The 14466-nt window shown below is 59.9% G+C and carries 12 protein-coding genes; 5 read left to right on the top strand and 7 right to left on the bottom strand.

Features of this window, described 5'->3' with window-relative positions; all coding sequences use genetic code 11:
* Nucleotides 1–8: 8 nt before the first annotated feature.
* The 5 genes from ACW9IR_RS20325 to ACW9IR_RS20305 are packed head-to-tail and all read right to left on the bottom strand — an operon-like array spanning nt 9 to nt 4851.
* Nucleotides 9–1031 (bottom strand): polysaccharide biosynthesis/export family protein, encoded by a 1023-nt coding sequence (locus ACW9IR_RS20325; protein ID WP_038369600.1) that lies wholly within the window; start codon nt 1029–1031, stop codon nt 9–11.
* Nucleotides 1032–1052: 21 nt separating this feature from the next.
* The gene (locus ACW9IR_RS20320; protein ID WP_038369597.1) at nt 1053–1700 is read right to left on the bottom strand and encodes a CpsD/CapB family tyrosine-protein kinase; all 648 of its coding nucleotides are present in this window, start codon (nt 1698–1700) and stop codon (nt 1053–1055) included.
* Entirely contained in the window at nt 1700–2446 is a 747-nt protein-coding gene (locus ACW9IR_RS20315) for a sugar transferase (RefSeq protein WP_110721059.1), read from the bottom strand. The genes ACW9IR_RS20320 and ACW9IR_RS20315 overlap by 1 nt, the downstream gene beginning before the upstream one ends.
* Nucleotides 2447–2464: 18 nt before the next feature.
* Nucleotides 2465–3502, bottom strand: coding sequence for an NAD-dependent epimerase (locus tag ACW9IR_RS20310; RefSeq protein ID WP_457464882.1), 1038 nt, complete (start codon nt 3500–3502; stop codon nt 2465–2467).
* Nucleotides 3499–4851, bottom strand: coding sequence for a UDP-glucose dehydrogenase family protein (locus ACW9IR_RS20305; RefSeq protein WP_102902804.1), 1353 nt, complete (start codon nt 4849–4851; stop codon nt 3499–3501). Before ACW9IR_RS20305 ends, ACW9IR_RS20310 begins: the two co-directional genes overlap by 4 nt.
* A 388-nt stretch (nt 4852–5239) precedes the next feature.
* Between ACW9IR_RS20305 and ACW9IR_RS20300 the strand changes: the two genes are divergently transcribed.
* Nucleotides 5240–6940 (top strand): sulfatase-like hydrolase/transferase, encoded by a 1701-nt coding sequence (locus tag ACW9IR_RS20300; protein WP_457464880.1) that lies wholly within the window; start codon nt 5240–5242, stop codon nt 6938–6940.
* A gap of 175 nt (nt 6941–7115) precedes the next feature.
* Here ACW9IR_RS20300 and ACW9IR_RS20295 read toward each other — a convergent pair whose 3' ends face one another.
* Nucleotides 7116–8138, bottom strand: a complete 1023-nt coding sequence (locus ACW9IR_RS20295; RefSeq protein ID WP_457464878.1) for a helix-turn-helix domain-containing protein — start codon at nt 8136–8138, stop codon at nt 7116–7118.
* Nucleotides 8139–8209: 71 nt separating this feature from the next.
* On the opposite strand from ACW9IR_RS20295, the gene ACW9IR_RS20290 reads away from it, so the two are divergent.
* The gene (locus tag ACW9IR_RS20290; RefSeq protein ID WP_102902801.1) at nt 8210–9145 is read left to right on the top strand and encodes a LysR family transcriptional regulator; all 936 of its coding nucleotides are present in this window, start codon (nt 8210–8212) and stop codon (nt 9143–9145) included.
* Between the two features lie 153 nt (nt 9146–9298).
* Here ACW9IR_RS20290 and ACW9IR_RS20285 read toward each other — a convergent pair whose 3' ends face one another.
* Complete coding sequence (locus tag ACW9IR_RS20285) at nt 9299–10219, bottom strand: LysR family transcriptional regulator (protein ID WP_102902800.1); 921 nt, start codon at nt 10217–10219, stop codon at nt 9299–9301.
* A 96-nt stretch (nt 10220–10315) separates the two neighbouring features.
* Between ACW9IR_RS20285 and ACW9IR_RS20280 the strand changes: the two genes are divergently transcribed.
* From ACW9IR_RS20280 to ACW9IR_RS20270, 3 genes are all read left to right on the top strand, one after another.
* The gene (locus ACW9IR_RS20280) at nt 10316–11158 is read left to right on the top strand and encodes an AraC family transcriptional regulator ligand-binding domain-containing protein (RefSeq protein WP_457464875.1); all 843 of its coding nucleotides are present in this window, start codon (nt 10316–10318) and stop codon (nt 11156–11158) included.
* A gap of 98 nt (nt 11159–11256) precedes the next feature.
* Nucleotides 11257–13083 (top strand): DUF1302 domain-containing protein, encoded by a 1827-nt coding sequence (locus ACW9IR_RS20275; protein ID WP_457464873.1) that lies wholly within the window; start codon nt 11257–11259, stop codon nt 13081–13083.
* Nucleotides 13084–13094: 11 nt separating this feature from the next.
* Nucleotides 13095–14432, top strand: a complete 1338-nt coding sequence (locus ACW9IR_RS20270; RefSeq protein ID WP_102902797.1) for a DUF1329 domain-containing protein — start codon at nt 13095–13097, stop codon at nt 14430–14432.
* Nucleotides 14433–14466: the final 34 nt, after the last annotated feature.

Below are 14466 nucleotides of genomic sequence, written 5' to 3'. Positions count from 1 at the left end.
CCTGAGAGTCAGTTGTCACTGCCTTTGTTGTCGACGCGGTAGCCGAAGCTGAACCCCACGCCCTGGAACAGCACCACGTCGGCCAGTTGGCGGGCGAGTTCGCCGGCGCTGGCCAGTTTGGTTTTTGGCACGTAGAGCATGTCGTCCGGTTGCAGGTAAGCGATCTGAGGGGCATCGCCCGACAGTGCTTTCTCGACGTCGTAGTTCATGGCCTGCACCTGATTGCCGTTGCGCCGCATGATCACTACCGAATCGAGACGCGCCTTGACGTTGGTACCGCGCGCCAGGGTCAGCGCCTCAAGCACCGACACCGGCCGGCGGATCGGGTACGAGCCCGGTTGAGCGACTTCGCCGAGCACGTAGATCTCGTTGCCGGCGGTGGATTTCAGCAGCACATCCACAGTCATCCGTCCTGGCAGTTGCGCGTACTTGCTGTTGAGGAAGGTTTCCAGTTGATTGACCGTCATGCCTTGCAGCGGCACAGCGCCGATTTCCGGAAAACTCGCATAGCCATCGGTGCCGACGGTGATTTCGCGGCTCATGCCGGTGGCCGGATGGTTCAGCGCGCTTTTGAGATTTTGCTCGTTGCTCAGCGGGCTGAGAATCTGCACCGAGAGTTGATTGCGGTTGGGCTGGAACAGTTGCTTGCGTTGATAGGCGCGCTGGATTTCCTGCCGCGCCTCGTCGCTGGTCAGCCCGGCAATTTTCACCGAGGTGTTGGCGCCCGGCAGTTCGATGGTGCCGTCAGGCAGCACCAGTTGCGTGCCGTTGAGCTGACTGGCGGCGGTGAAGTTCAGGCCGATCTGGTCACCCGACTGCACGCGGTAAGCGTCCGAGCCGCTGGTACTGATGTGGAAAATCACATCCAGCACATCTTTCGGGCGCAGGGTCTGCTCGACCCTCGGCATGTCGGTGGCTTGCGCATTGGCCGGTGTGGCGGTGAGGATATTCACCGGCATGTTGCGGGTGTCGGAGTTGCTGGAGCAGCCTGCAAGCGGCAGCAACAGCAGGACAAGCATTTTGGCGTTCATGGCGTCATCCTTTGCGTTCGCTTACAGGTTTTTGTAAAGCCATTTGGGCATGTAGTACTTGCGCCGGTTGAACACGCTACCGACCACTTTTGCCCCGGCCTGAGTCAGTCGCTGCACGGCGGCCTGGGCGACTTCCCAGCGGGTGTCTTCGGCGCGTACGACAAGCACCACGCCATCGACTTGCGTGCTGATGACCAGCGTGTCGGCGTCGGAATACACCGCGTCGCCATCGATCACCACAAAGCGGTACTGGCTACCCAATTGATCAAGCAACGGGCTCAGACGCTCGGCGGTCAGGTGCTCCAGGGTGCGGATCGGCCGGCCGTTGGGCAGCACGTGAAACGGCAGGCTCGAGACCTGCACCACGCAGTCCTGCAACAGCGGCGGTTTGTCGGGGTTGAACAGCAAGTCGCGCAGGCCGCGCTCCTTGCTCAGGTTCAACTGCTGGGTGAGATTGCTCGCCGACTGACTGGCATCGACCAGCAGCACTTGGCCGCTGCTCATTTGCGCCAGTTGGCTGGCCAGCGCCAGCGCACTGGTGGTGGTGCCTGAGCCGGGGTTGGCGGCGGTCAGGAACAGGATCCGCAGATCGAGATCCAGCACGGTCGAGGTCAGGTTCGATTCGCTGGGGGTGGCGATGCTCAGGCTTTTGTTGGTTGAACCGTCCATTAGCTTGCTCCGTGGCCGCTGAATACTTTGAAGGGGGTTTTCAACAGAATCTTCAGATCAAGCAGAAGGCTCTGCTCGGCGATGTAGCTGAGGTCCAACTCAACGCGCTGGTCGAAGTCGATATTGCTGCGTCCGGAGATCTGCCACAGGCCGGTCATGCCGGGGAAGATCGCCAGACGCGCGAGGTGATTGTCCTTGTAGCGGTAGGCGTTGAACGAGGTCGGACGCGGGCCGACCAGGCGCATGTCGCCGGTCACTACATTGATCAGATTGGGCAGTTCATCGAGGCTGGTGCGCCGCAGGAAACCGCCGATGCGGGTGATGCGCGGGTCGTGGTCGATCTTGAAATCGATCGCGTCGGCACCGTGCTTGTTGAGGTGGCGCAGCGATTCTTTCAAGTCTTCGGCGTTGGCGACCATGGTGCGGAATTTGTACATGCCGAATTTGCGACCGCGGTAGCCGGTGCGTTTCTGCACGAACATCACTGGACCTGGGCTGCTGAACTTGATGACCAGCGCCAGACCCAGCAACAGCGGGGAAATCAGCACCAGGATCAGCAGCGCCCCAAGGCAGGCGACCACGCGATTGGTGCGTGACAGTTGCCATGGGCGACCGCCGTCGCGGCCCGTGAACCAGCCGCGACCCTGGCGATGAATCGCCGCGTCGAGACGCATTCGGTGCTCGGGATCCACGCGCTTGTCGCGGCGCATTTCTAGGATCGGTACACCTTTCTCATGTCCAGTCATGGAGTCCTCCACATGAATTCAGCCGCGAACGGCGCGTGGGCGATAGGCAGTGGGGTAGTAGTCGCGGAACCAGGCGATAAAGCGTCCGAGTCCCTCATTCAGCTCTATCCGGGGCTGAAAACCGGTGGCCTGGGCCAGATCGCTGGCCTCGGCGCAAGTGTTGAGCACGTCGCCCGGTTGCAGCGGCAGCAACTCGACAATGGCGGTCTGACCGAGGTGCTTTTCCAGCAGCGCCAGATAGGTTTTCAGCTCGACCGGGTGCTGCCCGCCGATATTGAACAGGCGCCACGGCGCCATGCTGCTGGCCGGGTCGGGCTGCTCGCGATCCCACTGCGGATTGACCTGCGGTGGCTGCTCGATGAGGCGGGCGATGCTTTCGATGATGTCGTCGATGTAGGTGAAGTCGCGCTGGTGCTCGCCGTAGTTGAACAGCTTCAGCGGCGTACCTTCGCTGATCGCCCGGGCGAACTGGATCGGCGACATGTCGGGCCGGCCCCAAGGCCCGTACACAGTGAAAAAGCGCAGGCCAGTGCAGGGAATGCCGAACAGATGGCTGTAACTGTGCGCCATCAGCTCGTTGGCTTTTTTAGTGGCCGCGTACAGCGACAGCGGGTGATTGACTCCGTCCTGCACCGAGTAGGGCGTGTGCTGGTTGGCGCCGTACACCGAACTCGACGACGCGTAGATCAGGTGCTCGACCGGGTGATGCCGGCAGCTTTCGAGAATGTTCAGAAAACCGTTGAGGTTGCTGTCCAGATACGCCCGTGGATTCTCCAGCGAGTAACGCACCCCGGCCTGCGCGGCGAGGTGGATCACCACTTGCGGACGTTCGCGGACAAACAGTGCTTCGATGGCCGAGGCATCGGCCAGGTCAACCGTAGCGAGCTGGAAATCGCCGGCCTGCTCACGCACCCACTGCACGCGGTCGTGCTTGAGTTGCGGGTCGTAGTAGCCGTTGAAGTTGTCCAGACCGACTACCGAGTGCCCGTCGCGCAGCAACCGCAATACGCAATGAGCACCAATGAAACCGGCCGCACCGGTGACCAGGATCTTCATGGCCGCAGCCCTTCAGGGGCAATGTGGCGCAGGCCGATGCCGCTGTAATGCAGGCCGGCGGCCGCCACTTGTTCCGGGTTGTAGAGGTTGCGGCCGTCGATGATCACCTTTGAGCGCAGCTTTTCGGCGAGCAGCTCGAAATCGACCACGCGGAAGTTTTTCCACTCGGTGCAGATCACCAGGGCGTCGGCGTCCTCCAGGGTGTCGTCGCGGGTGGCGCACAGGTGCAGGTCGTTGCGGTAGCCGTAGAGGCGCCGGCATTCGGACATGGCTTCCGGGTCGTAGGCCTGCACACTGGCACCCTCGGCCCACAGCGCATCCATCAGATAACGGCTCGGTGCTTCGCGCATGTCATCGGTGTTCGGTTTGAACGCCAGGCCCCAGATCGCGATCGATTTACCCGCCAGGCCTTGCGGGAACTGTGCTTTGAGTTTGCTGAACAGGATGTGCCGCTGCAGGTCGTTGACGTCGGTGACGCTGCGCAGCAGTTTCAGCGGCATGCCGTTGTGTTCGGCGGTGTGCAGCAGGGCGCGCAGGTCCTTGGGAAAGCACGAGCCACCGAAGCCGCAGCCCGGATAGATGAAGTGGTAGCCAATGCGCGGGTCGGAGCCGATGCCTTTGCGCACCGCTTCGATGTCGGCGCCAAGCAGTTCGGTGAGGTTGGCCAACTCGTTCATGAAGCTGATGCGCGTCGCGAGCATGGCGTTGGCGGCGTACTTGGTCAGCTCGGCGCTGCGGTTGTCCATGAACATCAGTTTTTCGCGGTTGCGGCAGAAGGGGGCGTACAGCTCGCTCATCTGCTCGCGGGCCGCGTCGTCGTGGGTGCCGACGATGATCCGGTCCGGGCGCATGCAGTCGGCGAGGGCGCTGCCTTCCTTGAGGAATTCCGGGTTGGACACCACGCGCACCGTGAGACTGCTCTTGTCGCGGCGTTGCAGTTCGCTATTGGCGGCGGCGAGCACCTGATCGGCCGTGCCCACTGGCACCGTGGATTTGATGATCAGGGTGCGGTCAGCTTCCATGTACGAAGCGATTTGCCGGGCGACGTTGAGCACGTGGCTGAGGTCGGCAGAGCCATCCTCATCGGCTGGGGTGCCGACGGCGATGAAGATCAGCTCGGCATGTTCGACCGCGTCACTGGCCTGGGTGCTGAACAACAGACGGCCAGCCTTGATGTTTTCCTCAAGCGTGCTCGATAAACCTGGCTCGCTAATGGGCGGCACTGCTTGTTGCAGTTGTTTAATCTTGTTTGGGTCAATGTCCACGCATAAAACGCGATGACCGACATCTGCAAGTGCGGCGGCTTGTATAAGTCCGACATAGCCAGTGCCAAATACGCTCACGTCCATCTGCGCACCTCAATAACACCAAAAAGTTAACTACGGAATGAGATAGTTAAAGGGGTATAGCGCAGCGTTTGAAAAGCGTGTCAGCAAAATGACATGTTGCATCGGTATAACACTTGAGCATTTTTTGGCGATTGGCCATCAAGTCATTGCTGCGATTGAATTTGTTGCTTTTGTGCAGATTTGTTCAGATTTAAAATATGCGATAAACGGTCGAAAGCCGCTTATTTAAAGGCTTGTAGCGTTTTGGCTGTGTCAGATTTGAGTCACCGTTTTTTTGACGCTTTCTACAAAAAACAGTCAATTCTTGCGCTTTGATGGCCGGGTGCTAGTGTCAGGTTCTGACTGACAAACCTTTGACTCCCTGCCGTTTTGCCCGATCGGTATCGCCATGTTCAGATATGCCAAAGAATTGTTCTTAATTGTTTATTTGTTGATGTATTCCGAATATTACATTGATCGGTTAAATGCTATCGGCCTCGGTTTTGCTGTACTTCTTTTTGGCGCGATGTTTTTGGCGCTTACTTTTGCGTTATATCTAATGGCGTATATAAGGCAGGCTCTCATTCGCCACGTGTTCGCATTGGCGATGTTTGTCTCGGCAGTGTTTTTCGATGTTTATACCCGGGTCACGGCGGATTACCTGACCTACAGCGGTTTCGTCTCATTGGTTTACTCCGGCGGTTTTATCCAGGAAGCGGCGTACCAGTACCGGGACGCACTCCTGCGTGGCGTGCTCAGCGGTTTGCTGTTGCTGTTCGGCATCGGTCTGAAACCACGCCATGGGCTGGCGATTCCCAACGCGTTACGTGTGGCGGCGCCGGTGTGCGGCGTGTTGCTGCTCAGTGCGGTGCTGTTCTTGCGTGCGGGAGAGGGCGCGCGTGGCTTGCCGATCATGTACACGCCGCTGGCCTATCTGAATCTGTTTGCCTACGAAGCGCTGCATAACACGGTCGGCCCGCGCGAACCGGTGACACTGGCGCGCACCTCGCAAGCCGTCGGCCATGACATCGTGTTGATCATCGACGAAAGCATTTCCGGCAATTACCTGGACATCAACGCGCCGTTCGGTGTGCACAGCAACCTCAAACAAGCGCGTCCTGGCGTCGACATCTTCAATTACGGCTACGCCGCGTCCATCGCCAATTGCAGCGCCGACACCAACGTGACCTTGCGTTACGGTGGCACCCGCGCCGATTACATGCGCATCAACACAACGTTGCCATCGATCTGGCAGTACGCCAAAAAGGCCGGGCTGCGCACCGTCTATATCGACGCCCAGCGCACCGCCGGCAATCTGCAGAATCTGATGACCGATACCGAAAAGAAGGACATCGACCAGTTCGTGCAATTCGACCAGACCAGCGTGCGCGATCGCGACATGGCGGCAGCGGCGAAGCTGATCGAATTGCTCAACGATGACACGCCGGAGCTGGTGGTGATCAACAAGGTCGGCGCGCACTTCCCGGTGCACGACAAATATCCCGATGCGTTCATGGCCTACCGCCCGACCTTGCCGCGCGGGCAGTTCACCGAGGTAGCGGATACCGGCGAGCGCAACGGTTTCAATGGTCAGCCGGATGACTGGGTGCTGTACCGCAATGCCTACAAGAACACTGTGTTGTGGAACGTCGGCGAGTTCTTTGCGCGGGTGTTCGCCCAGGGCAATCTGAACAATGCGCTGCTGATCTATACCTCTGATCATGGCCAGGATTTGCATGAGCGCGGTAATCCGGGCTTGAACACTCACTGCGGTGGCGATCCAGTGGAGGAGGAAGGATTGGTGCCGCTGGTGGTGATTCAGGGCAGCGATCTGAAAACGCTGGACTGGTCGGCACAACTGGCGGCGAACAAGGATCGTTCCAGTCACTACAACATCTTCCCGACGCTGTTGCAGTTGATGGGCTACGACCTGGCGGGGATCGAGGCGGTTTATGGCAAACCACTGAGTGTCGCGACGGCGGATGAATTCACCTTCAACTATCGCTTCAACGCGCGGTTGGGGGCCAAGCCTGAGTGGAAGCACATTGATCTGGGCAGCATTGTCACGCCGACGCAGGCGCCGGCGAGTGTGGCAGTCGGGCAGCCTTAACCCTCACCCGGAGGGAGAGGGGACTGACCAAGGTGTTTGTGAACGCTGCACCGACCCGAAAATTCTGAGTCGAACTCAGGTCTTGAATAGAATGCAAATCGGCTCCCTTTCCCCCTCGCCCCTCTGGGGGAGAGGGCTGGGGTGAGGGGGTAAGGATCTTGAAGTCACGCAAAGCTCAAATCTTCATACGCTCTTGAGCTCGATAAACCCCCGGTGCACACCCCAACCATCTTGAACAAGCCCGGTTGAAACTCTGCACATCGCTGTACCCCAACCGGTCAGATACCTCAACCAGCTCCAACTCTGCGCCCCGCAACAGATCCTCAGCCCGATAACGCCGATACTCATCGAGCAATTCGGAAAAACTCCAGCCCAACGCCTTCAGCCGCCGTGCCGCTGTGCGCTCGATCAAATGCTGTGTCGCGCAGAATTGCTTCCAGTCCGCCGCTGCCAGATCCTCGATCAGGTAATCGCTGACTTGCTCCAGCAAGGTCGGTTCGCTGTTGCGTCGAGTCTGTTCCAGCAGCTCAACCAGCGTCTGCTCCAGCGCCTGATTGCCCGGCGTCAGCGCGGCCACGAACAGTCGCGGATCAAGGCGAATCGCCGGGTATTTTTGCGCACCCTGCACCGGTGCGCGAAAGGCCTGTTCGTGTTCTTCGCTGCTCGCTGAAACCAGCGCCACGGCCAATACCGGATCACGACCCAGACCACTGGCCAGCAACTTGCGCCGCAGCATGCTGCACAGGCTGACCAGAATGTAATCGGCGATGGGCGCTGCGGCGCGCAGGCTACCGGCTTCGACCAGGCGCAATTCCACAACGCCGTTTTCGCGCACGATCTGCGCACGAAAATGCCCATTGAAGAAAGGGAAAAACCGTACGAAGTAATCGCAGGCATTTTCCAGCGACACCGCGACATCGAACAGATAGGTCAAGCCGTTGGTGGCGGTGGAGACGAACCGCCGGCCTGCCGCCAGACCGATCAGCGGATCACCGCTTTGCTCCACGGCAAACGCCCAGAAACGCCGCGACAACATCAGCGGAATACGCATGAACGGTGTGCGCAGGTCGAACAGGCTGCGGTGGAACTGTTCTTCAATGGCTTGGCGCGCAATACCACGGGCGAGCAATTCTTCAATGGCCGGCAACAGGGTCGGCGCGTAAAAGGCATTGGCGGGCGGCTGATTGATTTTTGTCATGTAGGGCTCACCGCTTGTTTCTGGACACTGGTTAGGCTGGCCGACGTTAAGCGATTTGCCGGAGCAAGACCATGCTTGATTTACGCCAGCTCGACCTCAACCTGTTGCTTGCCTTCGACGCGATTTACCAGCAACGCAGCGTCACTCGCGCCGCCGATGTGATGAGCCTGTCGCAACCGGCGATGAGCAATGCACTGCGCCGATTGCGTGAATTGTGCGGCGATCCGTTGTTCATCAAGAGTCGTTTGGGTGTTACGCCAACGCTGGTGGCGCATCGGCTGGCGGACTATGTGCGTTCAGCATTGGAGTCGTTGCGCGACGGGCTGCGGATGATTCCGGCGGCGCGGCAGAATGATCCGCTGCTGCGCATCAGCTGTCTGGATTGCCTGCAACCGGTATTGCTCGATGCGTTGCTCGAAGCGCCGCATGCCGATTGGCAGGTGCGCTACTTCCAGCCGCGTCGGCGCGATGCCTTGCAGGAACTGGCCAGCGGCAAGCTCGACATCCTGATCGATATCGATCAGCCATTGGCCGGGTTGAGTGGTTTGCATAAACGCACATTGGCCGCGGATCACTATGTGTTTGCTTACGGCGCTGCGTTGAAGGCGCCACCGCGCACCTTGCAGGCGTATTTGCAGCAGCCGCAGATTCAGGTGTCGAGCCGGCGCGACGGGCTCGGTCCGGTGGATTTGCACTTGGGCCTAAAAGGCCTGCGCCGCACCATCGCGGTGACCACGCAAAGTACCCTGGCGGCGAAGCTGATGGCTGACCGTCATCCGTTTGGCTTGAGTCTGCCGAGCCGGGTCGCAATCGCGTTGGGCATGCAACAGGCGCCGCTGCCGCTGGAGGATGCGGTGGAGCTGAAACTGGCGCTGTACATCGAAGCACGCTACCGCTTCGAACGTAGTCGTGAAGAAGCCATGCATTGTTTGCTGAATGCCCTTGGCGAAACCCAGCAAATCCCAGCGAAAACCCAGCATTTGTGGGAACGTGCGGGCTCGCGGTAGTGGGGGCAGCCACCAGCTTTCTTTATGCAGGAATGCGATCAACCTGTGGGAGCGAGCCTGCTCGCGAAAGCGGTATGTCTGGCACCGGGATGTTGGATGTGCCGGCCTCTTCGCGAGCAGGCTCGCTCCCACAGGGTTCTGTGTGTGATTGGATTACTGATTGGCCGCGAGCAAGCGTTGGTCGACGGTGAGGATCGCTTCGACCATCGCTCGCGCCGCCGGGGTCATGGAGTAGCCAACGCGGCTGACGATGCCGTAACCCAGTTGCAGCGCCGGGTCGTTGCGCGGCACGTCGATGAAGTCGAGCAAGTGGATCAAGCCCTGATCGACCTGTTCGCGCAGTGCTTCGAGCGTCGCCAGACCGATTGCATCGGAACGCAATACCACCCGTTGAATCGCATCGAACTGCGCACATTCAACGCTGGGATTGAAGTCCGGCTCGCCCAATATGTCGGCAAGGATCTTGCGAATCATTGGCGGGATGCGTGTGCCGACCACCGGATAATCGAGCAGCGCTCGCAATTTCAATTGCTGCTGACCGGCCAGTGGATGCCCGGCCCGACAGAAAAACCGCCCCGGCCGGGTACGCAGCATGTGTACGTGGTATTGCGGATCACCGACAAAATACCGCGCATCGGCGATCAGAAATTCGATCTGCTGCTCCCGTAGCCACAGCGACAATTGTTGCCAGTCGCCTTGATGAAAACGCGTGCGAATGGCCGGGTGCGCTTGAATGAATTGTGCCAGTGCTTCCGGCACCAGCACCTGCGCCGGATACGGCCCGCAACCGAATTGCAGTTCGCCGCCGGTGAGGCCGTTGTACTGGGTCAGTTCGTTGTGCAACGCCTGACTGCCGGCGAGCAAGCGCCGCGCATGCTGCAACACCAGTTCGCCTTGGCCAGTGAGGCGAAATTCACGGCTGCTGCGCTCGACCAGTTCGCAGCCGAGATCGCGCTCCAGCGTTTGAATGCTGCGGCTGAACGCCGGTTGACTGAGGCTGATCGCTTCAGCTGCACGGCCGAAGTTGCGATAGTCGGCGAGGGCGACAAGGTGGCGAAGCTGGCGTAAATCCATCATGCGTCTCCTGCATTCTGCGGATACTTTTAATGCATTGGATCGATATCACGTTGGCTGGCATAAGTACACGCCTGTCCCTCGGTAATCGTTGCCATGTCTGCACTCATGTTCGCCTCCAGCGCCTTCACCCGCACTATTCTCGGCCACGCCGAGCAATCAGGCTTGTGCCCGCAAACCTTGTTGGCACGGGCCGGAATCTGCGCATCGTCTCTCGACGGTTACGACCAGCGAATCCCTGCGCACGCGGTCGAGAAACTATGGCTTGAATGCGAGCAGGCCGGTGCTGCGCCGACGTTCGGTTGTGAATTGGTCAACGGTATGGCGACCACGTGCCTGCAAGGTCTGAACATTTTGCTCGACTCGGCGCCGACGTTGCGCACCAGTCTCGATTGCTTTGTGGCGTTTGCGCCGCGCGTGACCAATTACGTCGCGGTCGAGTTGCAGGCGTCGGGCGACGACGCGCATTTGCACCTGCGTCCGGTGCAGGGCCGGGCCCATCACTTCGGTCTCGACGCAGCGACGATCACCCTGGTGCGCAACATCGCCCGCCGACTCGGCAAGACGCCCGACGAGGTGTTCGTCAGCGTCACACTGTGCCCAGCACAAGCCGCCGGAAACTGGCTGCGCAACAACGGTATCCGCGTCGAACAAGGCGCTCATCCGCGTCTGACCCTGAAGCGCTCAACCCTCGAAGAACCACTGCTCGGCGCCAATCCGTTTCTGCACCAGAGCATGCTCCGTCACTGGCAAACCGAATCCGCTGCACCCACGCGCAACGACAGTCTGGAGCTGGCGCGGCACTGGCTGACCGCCGGCGATCAACCGATCGAACGCATCGCTGAACGCCTTGGTTATCGCCAGCCGAGCAACTTCATCCGTGCCTTCCGCAAACAGTTCGGCATCACGCCGAAGCAGTTCCGGCTCAATCCGCTGTAAGCACGCCGATGATTGTTTTTTGTCGGCCATCGCTTGTGTGTCGCGGCTGATGGTTGGGCACCGTGTCTGTGCTGAGCAAACCTGACCGGAGCCCAATAATGATAAAAACATGCTCGGTCACGCCCCAAGTCCGTCCGCGACTTGCCCGGCGTGGCCACACCTGCACGCAACCCCTGACCCTGGCGATCCTCGCCGCACTGTCGAGCCCCGGCTATGCCACCAGTTTTGAACTCAACCAAGACTGGAGCCTGTCGACCAAAACCACGCTGACCCTGGGCAGCAGTTGGTCTACGCAAAACCCCGACAAAAGCCTTATGACCCGCGCCAACGCCCTGCAAGCCCAAGGCATGCGGGCCAACGGCAGCAGCGTCAGCGCCGATGACAACCGGCTGAACTTCGAGAAGGGCGACCCGATCTCGCAGAACTTCAAGGGCCTGACCGATTTCAGCCTCGATGGGCAGGGGCAGGGCGCGTTCATTCGCTTCAAATACTGGTACGACACCGCCTATGAAGACGGCAACGGCCGCTTCAAGAAATTCGATGATTCGGGTTGGGATGACCTGTCGAAATTCAAGGGTTTCAAGACCCTCGACGCCTATGTCTGGAAGGATTTCCAGATCGCCGAGCATCCGTTGAACGTCAAGGTCGGCAATCAGGTGTTGTCGTGGGGCGAATCGCTGTTGATCCAGAACGGCATCAACGTGATCAACCCGCTCGACGTCTCGGCGTTCAATCGGCCGGGCGTGGAAATCAAGGAAGGCCAGTTACCGGTGGAGATGGTCTCGTTCAGCTTCGGCCTGTCCGATACGCTCAATCTCGAGGGTTTCTATCAGTACAACTGGCGCCCCAGCGTGCTGGATGGCTGCGGCACGTTTTTCGCCTCCAGCGATGCGATCCAAAAGGGCTGCGGGCCGTTGTACCTGAGCCAGGTACAGACTGACCAACAGATGCAGGCCGCCGGTTTGTACGCTTCCCCGCGTGGCAACGAATCACCGTCGGACAACGGCCAATTCGGTTTCGCGCTGCGCAATATGATCCCGGCGCTGAACGATGCGGAAGCAGCGATCTACTACATCAACTATCACTCGCGGCTGCCGTATTTCAGCCTCGATGCGCGCAATACCTCGCTGCCCGGGACTTTTCCCGGCGGCGTTCAGGCGCCGAGTTATGCCGCAGCGTTTCCGGAAAACATTCACCTGTATGGCATCAGTCTCAACGGCGTCGAACCGATCAGCGGCATCTCGCTGGCGGGTGAGTTGAGCTATCGGCCAAACATGCCGCTGGCGATCAACGCCCCGGACATCAACGTCGCGGTGATCTCCGGGCCGGGTGGCAGTTCCTGGGTCGATCTGCCGCCAGGCTTCAACACCAATGGCGGCAGTCGCTACGACGGCTGGGTACGCAAAGGTGTGTGGCAGATGACCGGCTCGGCCACGCAAGCCTTCGACAACATCCTCGGCGCCACGCGCTTGAGTCTGTTCGGCGAAGCCGGCGTGGTGCACATCGACGACCTTGGCGACGAACGTCTGGGCCGCAACGCCGCGTTCGGCCGCAGTGCCCCGCGCAACGGCACGGCATGCAACACCGTGGCCTCGGGCGTGACCAATCAGTACTGCACCGACAAGGGTTTCGCCACCGAGTGGTCGTGGGGTTATCGCCTGCGCGCGAGCCTCGAATACAGCGACGTCTTGCCGGGAATCAACCTGATTCCGGCGGTCAACTGGCGCCATGACGTTTCCGGTTATTCCTACGACCCGCAAGGGCCGTTTCAGGAAGGCCAGCAAGCCTTGGGCCTGAGCCTGACCGGCGTCTACATGAACGATTACAGCGTCGAACTCGCTTACAACGCCTTCTTCGGTTCGAACGACTACAGCACCCTCGACGACCGCGATTTTGCCTCGGTCAGCTTCAAGGCCGACTTCTAAGGAGAACCCTTATGCGTATTCAAATGTGTGTATTGGCGCTGGCGTGCAGCGTCGGTCTGGCGCAAGCCAAAGGTAACGATCCAGCTGCGCTGGGCAAAACACTGACGCCGATGGGCTCGGAGATGGCCGCGAACGCCGACGGCAGCATTCCGCCGTGGAGCGGGGGGCTGGCGAGCAACGCCGGCACCGTCGACAGCAAGGGTAGCTACAGCGATCCGTATGCGGCGGAAAAACCGCTGTTCACCGTCACCGCGCAGAATCTGGCGCAGTATCAGAAGTTTCTCAGCCCCGGGCAGATCGCCTTGTTCAAACGTTACCCGGACAGCTACAAGATGAACGTCTACCCGACACACCGCAGCGCCAATCTGCCCAAGGATGTGTTGGAGCAGAGCCGCGCCAACGTCGCCAAAACCAGCATGGCCGATGGCGGCAACGGTTTGCACGACTATGCGCGCGGCATTCCTTTCCCTTTGCCAACCGAAGGTCTGGAGGTGATGTGGAACCACATGACCCGCTATCGCGGCGGCAGCTATGAGCGCATCAGCAGTTCGGCGCTGGTGCGCGAAAACGGCGCGACCAGTTATGTGCGCAACCAGTCGCTGATCAACTTCGCCGATACCGTTTCCGGACTGGAGCCGAACGCCAACACGCTGTTCCTGTTCAAGAGCCGGGTGCTGGAACCGGCGCGGTTGTCCGGCGAAGCGGTGCTGGTGCACGAGCCTGTCGATCAGGTCGCCGAGCCGCGTTCGGCCTGGCAATACCTGCCGGGACAACGCCGCGTGCGCCGCGCGCCGATGATTGCCTACGACAACAGCGCCCGTTACAGCAACGGCCTGATCACCGCCGACAACATCGATGGCTACAACGGCGCGCCGGATCGTTTCGACTGGAAACTGATCGGCAAGCAGGAACTGTTCATCCCCTACAACAGCTACAAGATCGGCAGTCACGCGCTCAAATACGACGAGGTGATCAAGCCCAGTCACGTCAATCAGGATCTGGCGCGCTACGAGAAACATCGGGTGTGGGTGGTGGAAGCCACGCTCAAGCCGAACGCCCGGCACATCTACGCCAAACGCCGGTTTTATGTGGACGAAGACAGTTGGCAGATTGCTCAGTCGGATCAATACGACAGCCGTGGCGAGTTGTGGCGCAGCGGTGAATTGCACGCGATTCAACAGTACGACCATGGCTTCACCTACAACGTGCTGGAGACTTCGTATGACCTGATTGCCGGGCGTTATTACGCCGGTGGCCTGGCCAACGAAGAGACCCAGCCAATGCGCGTCGGATTCGCGGCGAAGACCGACGATTACACGCCGTCGGACCTGCGACGCTGGGCTAAATAACCTCTCACCATCACCACAACCCCTGTAGGAGCTG

The organism is Pseudomonas sp. SDT291_1_S447, from assembly GCF_054070155.1.
Note: the sequence above shows the minus strand (reverse complement) of the source record. Positions and strands in the feature narration are given on the sequence as shown.

Coding starts and splice junctions, on each gene's coding strand:
- ACW9IR_RS20325 (WP_038369600.1), bottom strand. CDS start 1,031: ATGAACGCCAAAATGCTTGTCCTGCTGTTGCTGCCGCTTGCAGGCTGC.
- ACW9IR_RS20320 (WP_038369597.1), bottom strand. CDS start 1,700: ATGGACGGTTCAACCAACAAAAGCCTGAGCATCGCCACCCCCAGCGAA.
- ACW9IR_RS20315 (WP_110721059.1), bottom strand. CDS start 2,446: ATGACTGGACATGAGAAAGGTGTACCGATCCTAGAAATGCGCCGCGAC.
- ACW9IR_RS20310 (WP_457464882.1), bottom strand. CDS start 3,502: ATGAAGATCCTGGTCACCGGTGCGGCCGGTTTCATTGGTGCTCATTGC.
- ACW9IR_RS20305 (WP_102902804.1), bottom strand. CDS start 4,851: ATGGACGTGAGCGTATTTGGCACTGGCTATGTCGGACTTATACAAGCC.
- ACW9IR_RS20300 (WP_457464880.1), top strand. CDS start 5,240: ATGTTCAGATATGCCAAAGAATTGTTCTTAATTGTTTATTTGTTGATG.
- ACW9IR_RS20295 (WP_457464878.1), bottom strand. CDS start 8,138: ATGACAAAAATCAATCAGCCGCCCGCCAATGCCTTTTACGCGCCGACC.
- ACW9IR_RS20290 (WP_102902801.1), top strand. CDS start 8,210: ATGCTTGATTTACGCCAGCTCGACCTCAACCTGTTGCTTGCCTTCGAC.
- ACW9IR_RS20285 (WP_102902800.1), bottom strand. CDS start 10,219: ATGGATTTACGCCAGCTTCGCCACCTTGTCGCCCTCGCCGACTATCGC.
- ACW9IR_RS20280 (WP_457464875.1), top strand. CDS start 10,316: ATGTCTGCACTCATGTTCGCCTCCAGCGCCTTCACCCGCACTATTCTC.
- ACW9IR_RS20275 (WP_457464873.1), top strand. CDS start 11,257: ATGATAAAAACATGCTCGGTCACGCCCCAAGTCCGTCCGCGACTTGCC.
- ACW9IR_RS20270 (WP_102902797.1), top strand. CDS start 13,095: ATGCGTATTCAAATGTGTGTATTGGCGCTGGCGTGCAGCGTCGGTCTG.